General features: G+C 64.5%; 15 protein-coding genes. 5 read left to right on the top strand and 10 right to left on the bottom strand.

Features of this window, described 5'->3' with window-relative positions; genetic code table 11:
- Positions 1-53 precede the first annotated feature (53 nt).
- The gene (locus GBJ34_RS08430) at positions 54-407 is read right to left on the bottom strand and encodes a winged helix-turn-helix domain-containing protein (protein WP_226341096.1); all 354 of its coding nucleotides are present in this window, start codon (positions 405-407) and stop codon (positions 54-56) included.
- 165 nt (positions 408-572) lie between these two features.
- Between GBJ34_RS08430 and GBJ34_RS08435 the strand changes: the two genes are divergently transcribed.
- Together GBJ34_RS08435 and GBJ34_RS08440 are read left to right on the top strand one after the other, a co-directional pair.
- On the top strand, positions 573-1,358 hold the full coding sequence (locus GBJ34_RS08435) for a ThuA domain-containing protein (protein WP_151718830.1): 786 nt from the start codon (positions 573-575) through the stop codon (positions 1,356-1,358).
- Positions 1,358-2,422, top strand: coding sequence for a Gfo/Idh/MocA family protein (locus GBJ34_RS08440; protein ID WP_151718831.1), 1,065 nt, complete (start codon positions 1,358-1,360; stop codon positions 2,420-2,422). Before GBJ34_RS08435 ends, GBJ34_RS08440 begins: the two co-directional genes overlap by 1 nt.
- Here the strand turns inward: GBJ34_RS08440 and GBJ34_RS08445 are convergent.
- The 4 genes from GBJ34_RS08445 to GBJ34_RS08460 form a co-directional block, all read right to left on the bottom strand.
- Entirely contained in the window at positions 2,414-4,084 is a 1,671-nt protein-coding gene (locus tag GBJ34_RS08445; RefSeq protein WP_226341097.1) for a phosphoethanolamine transferase, read from the bottom strand. The genes GBJ34_RS08440 and GBJ34_RS08445 overlap by 9 nt on opposite strands.
- A gap of 72 nt (positions 4,085-4,156) precedes the next feature.
- A complete protein-coding gene (locus tag GBJ34_RS08450) occupies positions 4,157-4,588 on the bottom strand; it encodes a DUF1489 family protein (RefSeq protein WP_151718833.1) in 432 nt (143 codons plus the stop codon).
- Between the two features lie 92 nt (positions 4,589-4,680).
- On the bottom strand, positions 4,681-5,892 hold the full coding sequence (gene rlmN, locus GBJ34_RS08455; protein ID WP_151718834.1) for a 23S rRNA (adenine(2503)-C(2))-methyltransferase RlmN: 1,212 nt from the start codon (positions 5,890-5,892) through the stop codon (positions 4,681-4,683).
- 96 nt (positions 5,893-5,988) lie between these two features.
- Positions 5,989-6,525: an invasion associated locus B family protein gene (locus GBJ34_RS08460; protein ID WP_151718835.1), complete on the bottom strand. Its 537-nt coding sequence runs from the start codon at positions 6,523-6,525 to the stop codon at positions 5,989-5,991.
- A 168-nt stretch (positions 6,526-6,693) separates the two neighbouring features.
- Here GBJ34_RS08460 and GBJ34_RS08465 point away from each other — a divergent pair, with 168 nt between their 5' ends.
- Both GBJ34_RS08465 and GBJ34_RS08470 read left to right on the top strand, forming a co-directional pair.
- Complete coding sequence (locus tag GBJ34_RS08465) at positions 6,694-7,695, top strand: asparaginase (RefSeq protein ID WP_151718836.1); 1,002 nt, start codon at positions 6,694-6,696, stop codon at positions 7,693-7,695.
- 515 nt (positions 7,696-8,210) lie between these two features.
- Positions 8,211-8,567, top strand: coding sequence for a DUF2794 domain-containing protein (locus GBJ34_RS08470; protein WP_151719151.1), 357 nt, complete (start codon positions 8,211-8,213; stop codon positions 8,565-8,567).
- Between the two features lie 7 nt (positions 8,568-8,574).
- Here GBJ34_RS08470 and GBJ34_RS08475 read toward each other — a convergent pair whose 3' ends face one another.
- Genes GBJ34_RS08475 through GBJ34_RS08485 form a run of 3 tightly spaced genes read right to left on the bottom strand, consistent with a single transcriptional unit; the run spans position 8,575 to position 11,214 of the window.
- Positions 8,575-9,396 (bottom strand): C40 family peptidase, encoded by an 822-nt coding sequence (locus tag GBJ34_RS08475; RefSeq protein WP_151718837.1) that lies wholly within the window; start codon positions 9,394-9,396, stop codon positions 8,575-8,577.
- A gap of 3 nt (positions 9,397-9,399) precedes the next feature.
- The gene (locus GBJ34_RS08480) at positions 9,400-10,767 is read right to left on the bottom strand and encodes a leucyl aminopeptidase family protein (RefSeq protein ID WP_151718838.1); all 1,368 of its coding nucleotides are present in this window, start codon (positions 10,765-10,767) and stop codon (positions 9,400-9,402) included.
- A gap of 51 nt (positions 10,768-10,818) precedes the next feature.
- Complete coding sequence (locus tag GBJ34_RS08485) at positions 10,819-11,214, bottom strand: hypothetical protein (protein WP_226341098.1); 396 nt, start codon at positions 11,212-11,214, stop codon at positions 10,819-10,821.
- A gap of 126 nt (positions 11,215-11,340) precedes the next feature.
- Here GBJ34_RS08485 and GBJ34_RS08490 point away from each other — a divergent pair, with 126 nt between their 5' ends.
- Complete coding sequence (locus GBJ34_RS08490) at positions 11,341-11,988, top strand: carbonic anhydrase (protein ID WP_151718839.1); 648 nt, start codon at positions 11,341-11,343, stop codon at positions 11,986-11,988.
- 63 nt (positions 11,989-12,051) lie between these two features.
- Here the strand turns inward: GBJ34_RS08490 and GBJ34_RS08495 are convergent, their stop codons facing one another.
- Positions 12,052-13,674 carry a DUF4139 domain-containing protein gene (locus tag GBJ34_RS08495; protein ID WP_151718840.1) on the bottom strand — a complete coding sequence of 541 codons (1,623 nt, stop codon included), beginning with the start codon at positions 13,672-13,674 and terminating at the stop codon, positions 12,052-12,054.
- Positions 13,675-13,719: 45 nt separating this feature from the next.
- Complete coding sequence (gene zapE, locus GBJ34_RS08500; protein WP_151718841.1) at positions 13,720-14,835, bottom strand: cell division protein ZapE; 1,116 nt, start codon at positions 14,833-14,835, stop codon at positions 13,720-13,722.
- Positions 14,836-14,859: the final 24 nt, after the last annotated feature.

Consider the following 14,859-nt stretch of genomic DNA (forward strand, 5'->3'; position numbering starts at 1 on the left):
ATTCGATATGTTCGAACAAACATATCCAACGGAAGGTCGGATCAGCGCAAGCGTTATTTCCCGACAGACACATCGCTGCGCAGCAGGGCCTGCAAGGCCGCGACATCCGCGGCCACCGCCTGTTCGGCAGCCGCCAGCAGATGGCGATAGCGCGCCAGAACCTGCTGGCCCGTTTCGGTCACCAGCGCGCCGCCACCGCCCTTGCCGCCGCGCGCACCCTGCACCAGCGGCTCGCGAAAGGCTGCGTTCATCTCTTCCACCAGCGCCCATGCCCGGCGATAACTCATGTCCATCTGCCGGCCCGCCGCGGAAATGGAGCCGGTCTCGGCAATACGCTCCAGCAACTCTGCCTTGCCGGGGCCAAGCAGCAGATTGTCAAACTGAATGCGCAGTTTCAGACGGGGCATGAGGGTCTCCATTGCGGAGAAGCCCGCAAGATCAAGCCCCGTATCATTCGCGCAGCCCGCCGCCATGGCAAGGGGCCGCCGCCCCATGGCGGCGTGACTTTACGCCGCCCACGGCCCGCCTATGATCCCGGACGCAGTACCCTCCACAGAATCCAGGAGTAGCCCATGTCCATCCGCGTCACCGTCTGGGGCGAGAATGTTCACGAACAAAAGAACAAGGTCGTGGCCGGGATCTATCCCGACACGATGCACGGCACCATCGCCGCCGCGCTGAACCGCGAAAGCGGCATCACTGCCAGCACAGTCACCTTGCAGGATGTTGAACATGGGCTGACACCCGAACGTCTGGCCGAGACCGATGTGCTGATCTGGTGGGGCCATGCCGCCCATGGTGATGTCAGCGATGCGGTGGCGGAGCGCGTGGCCGAGGCGGTCTGGTCCGGCATGGGGATCATCTTTCTGCATTCGGCGCATTTTTCCAAACCGTTCAAACGGTTGATGGGCACGCCCTGCAACCTGTCCTGGCGCGAGGCGGGTGAGCGCGAGCGGCTTTGGGTCACCGCGCGCCAGCATCCGATCGCGCGCGGCCTGCCCGATCATTTCGAACTGGAACATGAGGAAATGTATGGCGAGCCCTTCGGCATCCCCGAACCGCTGGAAACCGTGTTCATCTCTTGGTTCGCGGGCGGCGAGGTATTCCGCTCAGGCCTGACGTGGCGGCGCGGCGCGGGTAATGTGTTCTATTTCCGCCCCGGGCATGAGACCTATCCGACCTATCACGACACCAATGTGCAGCGGGTGATCGCCAATGGCGTCCGCTGGGCCTTCAACCCCGAGGCACGGCTGGCCGATCCGACCACCGCCCCGAACCGCCCCGTTGCATCAGCCCTGGAACCCATCGAGGAACGCGGCCCCCGCCTGCACCATGATGGCGAGGAAGGGTATCGCTGATGGCGCGCCCAGTCCGTTTGCTGGTGATCGGGACCGGCGGCATGGCGCTGAACCATGCCGAGGCCTTTGCCGCCATCCCCGGGGTCACGCTTGTCGCGGGTGTCGATCCGCGCCCGGAACCACTGGCGGCCTTTTGCCAGACCCATGGCCTGGAACGCGGCTTTGCCACGGTGCAAGCGGCGCTGGATTGGGGCCAGTTCGATGCCGTGACCAATGTCACCCCCGATGGTGCGCATATGGCGACGACCCTGCCTTGTCTGGCGGCGGGCAAGCATGTGCTGTGCGAAAAGCCGCTGGCCACCAGCGAATCTGACGCCCGTGCCATGGCACAGGCCGCAGCAGCCGCGGGCGTGGTCAATATGGTGAACCTGACCTATCGCAATGTCCCGGCGCTGCAACAGGCCGCCGCCATGGTGCAGGCAGGCGAGATCAGTGCGATCCGCCATTTCGAGGCCAGCTATCTGCAAAGCTGGCTGGTGCAGGATGCCTGGGGCGCGTGGGATCGCGAAAGCCAATGGCTGTGGCGACTGTCCAGCGCGCATGGATCGAAGGGGGTGCTGGGGGATGTGGGCATCCATATCCTTGACTTCACCACCTTCATTGCGGGCCTGGATGCGCGCGAAGTGTCCTGCCGTCTGGCCACCTTTGACAAGGCACCGGGCGGGCGGATCGGGGATTATGTGCTGGATGCCAATGACAGCGCGACCATGCAGATCGCGCTGGAAAACGGCGCGCTTGGCACGGTTGCGGCCACGCGCTTTGCCAGTGGGCACCTGAACGACCTGCGGCTGCGCCTCTATGGCACGGCGGGCGGGCTTGAGGTGCTGTTTGAGCAGGCGCAAAGCCGCCTGCGGATCTGCCGCGCCCCGCATCTGCGCGACGCTCTCTGGGAAGATGTGCCCTGCCCCGAGGTGCCGACCGTCTATCAACGCTTCATCGCGGCAATCCGGGGCGAAGGTACCGCGATCCCCGATTTTGCGCGCGGTGCCGCGCTGCAAGCCTTGCTGGACCGGGCCGAACAATCGGCGGCAAGGTCCGGCCTCAGCCTGCCGGTTTCAGCCTGAGGCGCGCAGCTCCGCCCGGCAGCCCTGCGTCAGATCCAGCGCGGGTTGCCGGACGGATGTCTGCACATCCATCAATCCCAGCACGGAATGGAACAGGTAATCCTGGCTGAGACTGTCCATCCCCTTGCGGGCCAGACAGGCCTGATCCAGCCCCATCACCTGTTTGAAGGGCGGGGAAAGCCACATCACAAACGGCACCTTGCGCTGCGTCTCGGGTGCCATGAACATCGGCGCGGCATGAAGGTAAAGCCCGCCCTCGCCCAGCGACTCGCCATGATCCGACAGATAGATCATCGCCGGGATCACCCGATCCTGCGCGCCCATCATGGCAATCGCCGAGGCCAGGATGTGGTCGGTGAAGCGCACCGAATTGTCATAGGCGTTCACGATCTCATCATTGGTGCAGGCCGAGAAATCCGAGACCTGACAGGCGGGGGTAAAGGCCTCGAACTCTGGCGGGTAGCGCAGGGAATAGGCCGGGCCGTGGCTGCCGATCATATGCAGCACCAGCACGGTGTCTTCGGTCATCTTCTCCATCGTGCGGGCCAGCACCGGCAGCAGCGCCGCATCGGTGCATTCGCCTGATGCGCAGGCCACCGCATCTTCGGTCACCGCAATCCGCCGCGATGTTACTCGCGTCGCGATGCGCTGATCGCCGGTATTGTTGTCGACCCATTCGACCTGCAATCCCGCATGATCCAGCACATCCAGCAGGTTCTCCGACCCCATGAACTTGCGATGCGAATAGTCATCCGCGGGATACGGCGAGAACATGCAGGGCAACGACACCGCGGTCGATGTCCCGCAAGAAGACACATCGGGGAAATTCAACACATCCATCTTGCGCAGCTCCGGCGTGGTGTCGCGGGCATAGCCGTTCAGCCCGAAATTCTGCGCCCGCACGGTCTCGCCGACAAAGATCACCATCAGCACCGGCTTTTTCGCCGCGGCCAGCGCGGGGCCGGGCTTGGCGTCAGTTCCCAACGCGGCCAGCGGCTGATTGGCACTGACCGTCTGGTCCTTGGCATAGCGGATGAGGCTGGACAGGGTCGCGCCGGGCTGGAAGCTGGCCATCATGTCGCGATGCATCCGCACCGCCGAGGCGATCGATTTGAAATCCACCGCCAGAAAACCCGCCATCAGCGCGGCGCTGAGCATCACACCCAACGGATAGCGCCACAGCCGGTGATGCCATGGCGCAGGGTGCAGACGCGGCCAGAACACGAGTGCGGCGGGTAGAATGCCGTAAAACAGCAGATGCAGGACGAAGCCGCCGGTAATCAGGTGCTTCGATTCAGCCGTGGTGGTCAGCATCGCGTTGCGGATCATTTCCTTGTCGATCAGCACGCCGAAACTGCGCTGATAGAAATCGGCCACCGCCGCCGTCACGATCATCAGCGCCAGCAAAGGGCGATGCAGCAGCGGCAAGGTGATCAGCGACAGGACCAGCAGCATCAGCGCGACGGCCGCGCCGCCGAACAGCACCTGATCCATTGGCGACCCTGCAAAGGCATTGCCAACCCGGCCCCAGAAGCTGCCATTCATCAGCACGAGCAGCCAGGCCGCAACGATCAGATTCAACGCCAGCGGCGTCAGCTCCGGGCGAAACGAGGCTGCCCCGTCCGCGTCATCGCGCCGGGGAAACAGAAAGGCAGGCCGCATCATAGTCTCCGCATGATCATGCGGAGGGTCTTGCGGCCTCAACCTTGCGCCAACCTTACGAAACCTGACGGATCAGCGCAGGCCCAGTTCGGCCAGGGCGCGGGCCATCTCTTCCGGCAGCGCGTCTTCCTGCGCGCGGCCCTGCGGCAGATCGCGCGGACTGTCATCGGGTGCCAGATAGCGCCAGCCCTGGAAGGGGCGGCGTGGTGCTGCCTCGGTGCGGATCACATCCGGGTCCAGCAACAGCGCGCAACGCTCGATCCCGTCGCCCTCATCCACGCCTTGCAGGCCAAGGATGCGTTGGCGGGCAAGGATCTGTCCCTTGATGACCCAGTAGACCGAGCCCCCGGCCAAGACCTCGGCCTCGCGCTTGGGCCACATGCGGGTGACATGCACCGACCGGCCCTTGGGCCAGCGGTAACGCTGGCTTTCCTGCCAGATCTCCAGATCCTCGACGGATTCGGATCCAACGCTCAGCTTGAGCAGATTGATGAAGGCGGCCACGTCTTTCTCCGCAAACGATCCGGGCTCCGCCAAAGGTCGGGGCGCTGCAAACGGTCAGTGGCTGGCGATGCCACCCCAACCGGATCTCAGGTTTACAGGCCCGCTTCGGCGGCGATCTCGGCCCGGCTCTTGCGCTGGCGCTCGGTCGCGGATTTCAGCTGGCCACAGGCGGCCATGATATCCTCGCCGCGCGGGGTGCGGATCGGGCTGGCATAACCCGCCTTGTAGACGATATCGGCAAAGGCCTCGATCCGATCCCAATCCGACCGTTGATAGGGCGCGCCCGGCCATTCGTTGAACGGGATCAGGTTGATCTTGGCCGGAATGCCCTGAATGAGCTTCACCAGACGCTTGGCATCGGCATCGCTGTCATTCACATCCTTCAGCATCACATATTCAAAGGTGATGCGCTCGCTGTTGGACAGGCGCGGGTAATCGCGCAGCGTATCCAGCAAGGTCTTGATGTTCCATTTCTTGTTCACCGGCACCAGACGGTCGCGCACCTCATCGGTGGTGGCGTGGAAGCTGATCGCCAGCAGACAGCCGATTTCTTCGGCAGTCTTCGCGATCTCCGGCACCACGCCCGAGGTGGACAGCGTGATCCGACGGCGCGAGAGGCTGATCCCCTCATTGTCCATCACCACCTTCATGGCGTCACGGACATTGTCGAAATTATACAGCGGCTCGCCCATGCCCATCAGCACCACATTGCTGACAAGGCGGGTCTCGTCCTTCGGCGCGCCCGGCACCGGCCATTCGCCCAGATCGTCACGCGCCAGCATGACCTGACCGACGATTTCCGCCGCCGTCAGGTTCCGCACCAGCTTTTGCGTGCCGGTATGGCAGAAGGAACAGGTCAGCGTGCAGCCCACCTGAGAACTGATGCAGAGCGTGCCCCGGGTTTCTTCCGGGATATAGACCGCCTCGACCTCATGCCCACCGGCGATGCGCAGCAGATATTTGCGCGTGCCATCGGCGCTGATCTGGCGCGTCACGATCTCGGGCACCGTCACCTCGAAATGCTCGGCCAGCAGGGCGCGGTAATCTTTCGCAAGATTGGTCATCTGCGCGAAATCGCGCACGCCCCAATGGTAGATCCATTGCCAGATCTGGCCGACCCGCATCTTGGCCTGCTTTTCCGTCGTGCCCGCCGCAATCAGCGCATCACGAAGCTGGTCCCGCGTCAGGCCCACCAGATTGCGCTTGCCACCCTCGGGCAGCTTGCGCGGGATGGTCAGCACATCCTGCGTGATCGGTGCGGAAAGATTGCCTTGGGCCTGCGGTATCAGGGTCGGAACGTTCATGACGGATTCCCTTGGTGAAGGGGCTTCATACAGGAAAATGCCGCGCTTGCCAAATGGCCCGCGCGGCATCGGATGGGTCAGGGTCTGGCCCGGCGCTTACTGGCAGCGCTTGGCCGCATCGTCGATGGCAGCCGTAACGCCGCGCAACGAGATGGTGTCCTTGGTCTGGGTGCCCCGGCCGGACACGCCGGTCACGATGGCGGTGGAGCCTTTTTTCAGGGCTGCCACGATCTGTGCATCCTGATCGCCACCGCTGGTCCAGGCAAATTCACCTTCGGTGAACAGATCATGCGCGGTGCCGTCGATATTCACGTTGACCGTGCTGCCATTGCGGAAGGGGTAGCCGCCGGTATAGCTGACCTCACCCCGTCCGCCGCCGGACCGGAAGGTCACGAACAGCAAGATATCGCTACGGGACGCCGAAACCGGCTTGCCATCGCGCGTGGCCTCCGAGGTTTTCTGCTTGGTCACGGCCCAGCATTCTTTCGGTGTGCCCGTCGGCGGATCGGTGAAGACCGACCAATCCGACATCACCGCGACCTGATTGGTCGAATCCTGCGCGATTGCGCCAGTTGTTGCGGCGATCACCGCCAGCGCGGCCCCCCCAAGGGTGCGAGCGATCAAGGAGTTCATGCCTCAGCCTCCAGCCGAAAGTGCCTCTGCCTGCCCGCCGCGCTGCCGATTGGCTCGGCTTTCCGGTGGCGGGACGAAATTCAACCCGATATCCCTTCATATCAGGAAAATGGCAAGCCGCGAAAGGCCGATAGGCAGGGAATCGCGCAACTGTTATGGGAGGGTGAGATGGCACAGGCTGTTCCGATGGTGGAGCTGTGGCGCGGTGGTCTGCTGGAAAGCACGCATCTGGGTCATGCGGTGATCTGTGACCGCGCGGGCGAGATCCGCGCCGCATGGGGCGATCCGGCACGGGTCATCTTTCCGCGCTCCTCTTGCAAGATGTTGCAGGCGCTGCCTTTGGTCGAAAGCGGCGCGGCAGATGCGGCGGGATTGACGCCCGCGCAACTGGCGCTGTCCTGCGCCAGCCATCAGGGGGCGGCGCTGCATGTGGGGGCCGTGCGCGACTGGCTGTCGGGCCTCGGCCTTGGCGAAAGCGATTTGCGCTGCGGCAGCCATGAACCCTATGACCGGGCGGAGCGCGACCGGCTGATCAAGACCGATGACAGCCCCTGCCAGTATCACAACAACTGTTCCGGCAAACATGCCGGGATGCTGACCTATACCCGCCATGTGAAGGCCGGGCCGGACTATGTTGACCCCGCCCATCCGCTGCAACGCGCAATCCTTGAGGCGTTCGAGGATCTGACCGGCGAGACCAGCCCCGGCTTTGGTATCGATGGCTGCTCGGCACCGAACTTTGCCTGTTCCATCACCGGGCTGGCCCGCGCCATGGCCTTCTTTGCCAATGCGCCGGAAACCGGCAGCACCCGCCAGAGGGCGGCCTATCGCCTGACCCGCGCCATGGCGCAGCACCCGGAGATGGTGGCGGGTGAAGGGCGCGCCTGCACCATCCTGATGCGCGAGATGGGCGGCAGGGTCGCCATCAAGACCGGGGCGGAGGCGGTTTTCATCGCGATCATCCCGGAACAGGGCATCGGCATTGCGGTGAAGATCGAGGATGGCAATTCCCGCGCCTCCGAGGCGGTGATTGCCGCGCTGCTGCAGCAATGCGGCGTCTTGCCTGCCCCTGCGGCGCAACGCTACAGCGCCGCGATCCAGCGCAATTGCCGCGGCCTTGAAACCGGGATGCTGCAACTGGCGCCGGGCTTTGCCGCCACCTTGGCCTGAGGCCGAGACGGATAAGGCCCCCGCCTTGGGGCGAGGGCCATTCCGACAGCAAGAACCCGGTGATGCAGGCTGGGCGGGGGCGTTGGACCACATCACCGGGCCATCACTTGCTACTGGTCCAATATCGCGCCCGCTGATGGCACAAGCGGGCCCGCGCCGCGAAATTCTCGGGGTCATTTGGCGGCAATTTCGTGTCAGAACCGCTTATTTTATTGAGTTTCCGTTTCGAGGTCCGGCCCGTTCTCCTGCCCCCCAGCCTCCTTGCGCAACCAAGGTCCCGAATGACAGGCTGCGGGGTGGCTCCGGGTCTGTGGAGGTCTGGTCTGCGCTGACCATCAGGGCCGATCACGATACTGGATGCGATCGATGGCCGGGATTTAAGTTCGCGCCGGGCCGATATGCAGACCACATGGAACACGCAGCCCCGTATCATTGCAAAGCGCCGCGGCATCGGGCCAAAGCCCCAACGCGGCGCAGGTGTTGATTTCATGTCGCCGAGATGTCAGCATCTTGCCATGTCGATGCTGCCGCCCATCCCGCCACAGCCCATCCCCTTCACGCCGCGAGACGTTGAAGTGGTCAGCTTTGACCGGCACGAGCTGGGCGCGATCCTGTCAGTCTATGGACGTATGGTTGCTGCCGGGGAATGGCGTGATTACGGCATCGCTGCCATGCGTGATGTCGCGGTGTTCTCCATCTTCCGCCGCGCAGCAGAGGTGCCGCTTTATCGCATTGAAAAGCGCCCCAGGCTGCGGATGAAGCAAGGGCTTTACGCTGTCTTGGGCGAGGGCGGGCAGATCCTGCGGCGCGGGCACGAACTGGCGGCACTGCTGCGCTTTTTCGACCGCAAGATGATCAAGCCGATCGACTGACGGGGCATCAGCCCAACCGCCGCCGCCCCGTCACCGGCCCGTCACCGCCGGCAATGATGCGGGCAATGGCGGCCTCGGTCTCTTCCTCGACCACGGCCATATAGGCGGCGGTTGCATGGATCATGTGGCTGGGTGACAGCGCAATGGCGACATGCCCCTTCCAGAATAGCAGATCGTCGCGCTGCAAGGGCGCGCCCTCGGGAATCTCGGTGCCGCAGGCGGATTGCAGATCGCTGTCGCCGGGCAGCGGAATGCCGCAGGCAAGGAACGCCCCCTGCGCCAGACCGGAACAATCGATCCCCGCGCGCGAATTGCCACCCCAGAGATAGGGCGTGCGCAGAAACATCTGCGCCACGCTGGCCGGGTCATCATGAAACTGGCCCAGCGGTTTCAGATGCATCGCGGGCACAAAGCCCTGCGGCGTCTCGGCCCAGTTGCCCTGCATCCCGGTGACCTGCACCCGCGCGTGCATATGCAGCGCCGCCAATTCGCGATGCTGCACCTTCGGCCCGTCATAAAGATGGGTGCCGGGTGTCGCCACCCAATGCGTCGCCGCAAGTGCCCCGCCAAGCTGGTCCTCGCGCAGATAGCCGCAGAACCCGTCCTTCGCCGCCTGCACGAAGGCCCAGCCCTCGTGCCGGTCGATCACCGTCACGGCCTCGCCCCGGATCACCTGCCGGTCGCGCCCGCCCGCCGGGGCCTTCAGCAGATCGGCCAACGGCACCGCGACCGATGCCGCCTCGCCCGCAACGAAGCGCGGGGCATCCACCTTGCCGCGCAGGGATTCCAGCGCGGCACGCGCATTGGCGGGGGTCAGCCGGCGATCCATTGCTCAAATCCCCAACATGGCGGGCAGGCCCAGCAGCAGCGCCCGCGCACCCTGCCCCACGCCGCCCTTGGGCCGCGCCGGGGCCTCGTTCGGGGTATGGCCGTAAATGTCGAAATGCATATAGCGCGGGTGATCCGCAAAACGGCGCAGGAACAGTGCCGCGGTGATCGACCCGGCAAAGCCATAGCCCGGCGCATTGTCGAGATCGGCAATCCCCGGCTCGATCACGCTTTCATAGGCATTGTGGAAGGGCAGCCGCCAGACCGGATCCGACCCCGCCCGCGCGCCTGCCTCCAACGCCTGCGCCATCGCCTCATCATCGGTGTAATAGGGCGCAAGATCGGGGCCAACCGCGATGCGCGCGGCACCCGTCAGCGTGGCCATCGATATCAGCACCTCTGGCGCTTCCTCGGTGGCCCAGGCGAGGGCATCGCCCAGAACCAACCGCCCCTCGGCATCGGTGTCATTGACCTCAACCGTCAGACCCTTGCGAGAGCGCAGGATGTCTTTCGGGCGCATCGACCGGCCCGAAACGCTGTTTTCCACGGCAGGCACGATGACGCGCAGGCGCAGCGGCAGATCCAGCTGCATGATCATCTGCGCCAGCCCCATCACTGTGGCCGCGCCGCCCATATCCTTCTTCATCAGCAACATGCCCGAGGAAGGTTTCAGGTCCAGCCCGCCGGTGTCGAAACAGACCCCCTTGCCGACCAGTGTCAGCAACGGCCCGGCCTTGCCCCAACGCAGCGACAACAGACGCGGCGCGCGGTCCGATCCCTTGCCCACGGCATGGATCATCGGGAAGCCCTGTTCCAACGCCGCACCCTCGATCACCTCTGCCTCGGCGTTGAACCGGGCGGCAAGCGCCAGAAACGCCTCGGCCAGTTCTGCCGGACCCATGTCCTGTGCCGGGGTATTGATCAGGTCGCGGGTCAGATATTCGCCCGCCGCCATTGCCAGAACCTGCGCCTCATTGACACCTGCCGGGCATTTCAGGCGCGGCAATTCGGCGGTGACAGGTTTGTAGCGATCAAAGCGATACTGCGCCAAAAGCCAGCCAAGCGCGGATTCAGGCGCAAGATCGGCGGGGATGCCTTCGGCGTGCCAGATGCCGGGTGGCAGGGCGGTTGCCGCTTTGGCCAGACCGAAACGTTGCCGCGCGCGCGCCTGCACAGAGCCAAGCCCGATCACTGCCGCCACCACGCCGCCCTCCCCGGGAATCAGCGCCAGCTCGCCCAAACCTGCCTTGAACCCCGCAGCGCGCAGAAAATCACCTGCGGGCTGGGTGGCAAGCCAGTCTTCCAGCCCCTCGGGGGCCACGACATGCAAGGCGCGCGAAGGCAGGTTCGGATCGGCAAAAACGGGGGGCATCGGGCGGTCTCCTTTGCGGCAAACCCTATCCCATTCGCCGCCGCCCGCAAGTCAGCTCGTTTCCAGCAGATCCTTGTCGACCACCAGCGACCGCTCTGCCACCCGCAACAGCCGCGCCCAGACCGCCGAAAAGGCGGTGGAATCGCCCTGATCCAGACAGAGCCGCAGATCCCCCGCCACTTGGCCCAGGCTGATCATGCCCAACTGTTCCGACATGCGCTGCAGACGGCGCAACTGCCGCCCCAGATCATGCAGATCGCGCGCCCGCACCTGCGTGGCAAGGCTCGACATGGTCAGGGCCAGTTCGCCCAAGGCCCGCGTCACCACCTGCTCCGCCTGCGCGGTGCCCAGATCGCGATAGATCGCGGCCACCGGCTCCGCATTCTGGCGCAGCCGATCTTTCGGTCGCAAGACCGTCACCTTGCCCAACATTGTGACACCCGACATTCTGAATACACCCAAGCGACAGCTTGCAGCCGGACGCTGAACAAATGGTTGCAAGCGGGGCAAAGAAATCTCTCGAATTTTCTGCAATCGCAGCATAGAGAAGGCGAAAACCAGACGGAGGCACCGATGGACCAAGCGAAACCATTGCCCGGATATCTTGTCGGTCGTTACCATGGCTGGAAGGCCACCACATACCAGGACAACAAGGCCTGGTATCGCCGTCTGGCCCATGGTGGCCAGCACCCCCGCGCGATGATCATCTCTTGCTGCGACTCGCGCCAGCACGTCACCTCGATTTTCGGCGCGGATGAGGGCGAGTTTTTCATCCACCGCAATATCGCGGGCCTCGTGCCGCCTTACAGCCCCGATGGCCGCAACCACGGCACCTCGGCCACGGTGGAATATGCGGTGACAGCACTGAAGGTCGCCCATATCATCGTGATCGGTCATTCCGGCTGCGGCGGCGTGAAGGGCTGCGATGACATGTGCTCGGGCCATGCCCCGGCGCTGCTGGAGGAATCGAGCTTTGTCGGCCGCTGGATGGACATCCTGCGCCCCGGCTATGAAAGGGTCAGCCACCTGTCCGCCGATGCGCGCGGCCCGGCGCTGGAAAAGCAGGCGGTGTTGGTCAGCCTTGAGAACCTGATGACCTTCCCCTTCGTGCGCGAAGCGGTGGAGGCCGAGTTGATGACCCTGCATGGGCTTTGGAACGATATCGGCGAAGGCGGGCTGGAACAGTTCGACCCGGCGCTGAACAGCTTTGTCGCGATCTGAAACCTAGGCTGACACGAAATGAAAAAGGGCCAGACCTGCACGGGTCTGGCCCTTTCGTTTGGATCAGCGCAGTTCCATCCCGGCGGGCCAGCGCAAGGCGGTTTCCAGCGAAATCTCCTGTGTGGCCCCTGCCGCCAGATCAAAGTGCCAACCCAGCAGCCCGCGCTTTCCCTTCGGCTCGGTCTCGTCCGGGGCCGGGCTGGCGCTATAGGTGATCTTCAGATCGTCCTGTTCCGAATAGGGCACCTGATCGATCACATGCAGGTTCCAATCCTCGGTGGTCAGGTTCTCGACCCTCAAGATCGCGACCTCGCTGCGCGCGGTGCCAGAGCTGAACATCCCGGCATCGCCTTCGGAATTGCGTGGCATCTCGCGGGTCAGGCGCAGCCCGTCAATCGGGCCAAAGGCCAGTTCCAGCTCATCCCCTGCCGCCGTCATCTCCAGCTCACCGCCGCCAACAAGGGCACCGTCACGCAGGTAATAGGCGTCGCCCGGCAGCAGGGCCTCGGTGCCATTGGTCACCGTCGCCATCAAAAAGGCCGTGCGATCATAGCGCGGCACCGCGCGGGCCTCGATCTGCGCGGGCAAGACCACCTCGCTGAGCGCGATGCGCAGATCCTGCACGCCGGTTGCCACGCTGACGTTGCCCGGCGCGCGATAGGTGACGATCTCGCCCTGCATTTCCAGCGCAGCATTCTTGGCCATCGGCGCAACTTCGGCGGCCACAGCATCGGCCATCATCGCCCCGCCCGCCATCGGAGCGCCCACCATCGGCGGCTCCGGCGGGCCGATCCGGCGCAGTTCAGGCCACAGGTCCGACGGGGCAGATTGGTCGGTGGGCCGCGCGGTGGACAAAACCAGTGCCACATCCTTCCAATCCTCGCCCGAGGACTGGCTGACCAAAACACCGCGCGACAGCGTGACCTGCGGAGCGGGCTGGCGGGTCAGGGCAAAATCATAGACCGGGCGCCACCCGGCATCGACGACAAAATGACGCAAGGTCACCTCGGCAGCGCCAGCCGCTGCCTGCTCCACTGCGATGGACAACAGGGCCTTTCCGGCCTGCCGGTCGCGCCCGGCCTGTTGCGCGGCCTCGGCCCTCTCCAACCGGGCCTGCGCTTCGGTCAAGGTCTGCACAAGGGGCGGCAGCGTGGCCTGTTCCTGCAAAGCCGCCTCGCGCGCCGCGCGCACGCCATTGCCCACGGCTTCGGTCAGGGCGGCGATACTTTCGACGCTTTGGCCAGTGGCCTCGGTTTCCAAGCCACGCAAAAAGCCTTCACGCGCGTCAAACCCGGCGATGCGGGCACCCACGGAATCAATAGCGAATTGCGCCGCATCCCGCGCCGCCCGCGCATCGGCCACAGCGGCATCAAGATCAGGCAGCGCCACGGTCTCACCCGGGGCAAGCCCGTCCTGTTGCAACGAAAACGCCCCAAGATCGGTGCCCGCCGCCGCGCCCAGCCGGATCAGTCCGGGATCTAGGCCCTGCGGCAGATCGGCGATGCGCAGTTCATGCTGGCCCGCAGGCAGATCCAGCCGCAAGACCCGCGTCACCTCTGCCCCTGACGGATAAAGCGTGACCGCCGTCACCTGCGAGGTTGCGGTGATCGTATCGCCCCAAGCGGGCATCAGGCTGCAAGGCAGCGCCACCAGCGCAAGCGAGAACAGGGATGGCAAAGGGCGCATCGGAACCTCCGGTCAAGACGGGGGCAGGATGCGCCGACCGGGCGCTCAGGGCAAGCCCGGCTCTGCCCCTTCGGCATCCGCCTGCTGACCCCATGCCGCATCCTGCATCTCGCGCAGGCGGCTGGCGGTGCGTTCAAATTCAAACGCCCCCGCGCCTTCAAGGTAAAGGCGCTCCGGCACATCGGCGGCGGAACAGATCAGCCGGACCTTAGCCTCGTATAGTGCATCGATCAGCGTGACGAACCGCTTGGCCTCGTTGAAATTCGACGAGGACAGCTGCGGGATATCCTCAAGGATCAAGACCCGGACCGCGCTGGCCAGCGCCAGATAATCGGCGGGCCCGAGCGGTTTGGCGCAAAGATCCCAGAATGTCGCGCGCGCCACACCATTCGCAAAGCGTGGCATCTCGACCTTGCGGCCATTGACCTCCAGCACCAGCGGATCGCCAAGGGCACCGCCCGACAGATCATTCCAGATCGCGTCAATCGCGGCCCCGCTTTGGCCGGACGGGTAAAAATAGACCTGCGCCCCCAGAAGGCGGTGCTGGCGGTAATCATTGGGGCTGGCCAGTTCATGCACGATGAAATGGTCGCGGATATAGGCGATGAAGGGCAGGAACAGCGCGCGGTTCAGCCCGTTCTTGTATAGATCCTCCGGCACCCGGTTGGAGGTGGTGACAATCACCACGCCCTGATCCATCAGCATCTGGAACAGCCGCCCCACGATCATCGCATCGGTGATGTCGGTGATCTGGATCTCGTCAAAGGCCAGCAGCCGCAACTCTTTCGCCACCGCATCGGCGACGGGCTTCAGCGCATCATCCACCCCGGTCTGGCGGGCGGCATACATGCCCTTATGGATCTCTTGCATGAAGGCATGGAAATGCACCCGGCGCTTGCGCGTGATGTCGAGGTTTTCGACAAACAGATCCATCACCATGGATTTGCCGCGCCCGACCCCGCCCCAAAGATAAAGCCCCTTGGGCGGCGTCACCGGCTTGGCGAACAGCCCGGCAAACAGGCCGGTCTTGCGATGGGCATTCTGTTCCAGCCAGCTGCGCAGATCCTCCAGCAAGGGCAGGACGGCGCGCTGCGCCGGATCGGCGCGCAGGCGGCCATCGGCCACCCGGGATTCGTAGATCTCGGTCAGGGTCTGTCGCATGGGGCCTGCATAGCCCGGCTGGGC

The sequence above is a fragment of the Gemmobacter serpentinus genome (assembly GCF_008973825.1).
Lineage (GTDB): Bacteria > Pseudomonadota > Alphaproteobacteria > Rhodobacterales > Rhodobacteraceae > Gemmobacter > Gemmobacter serpentinus.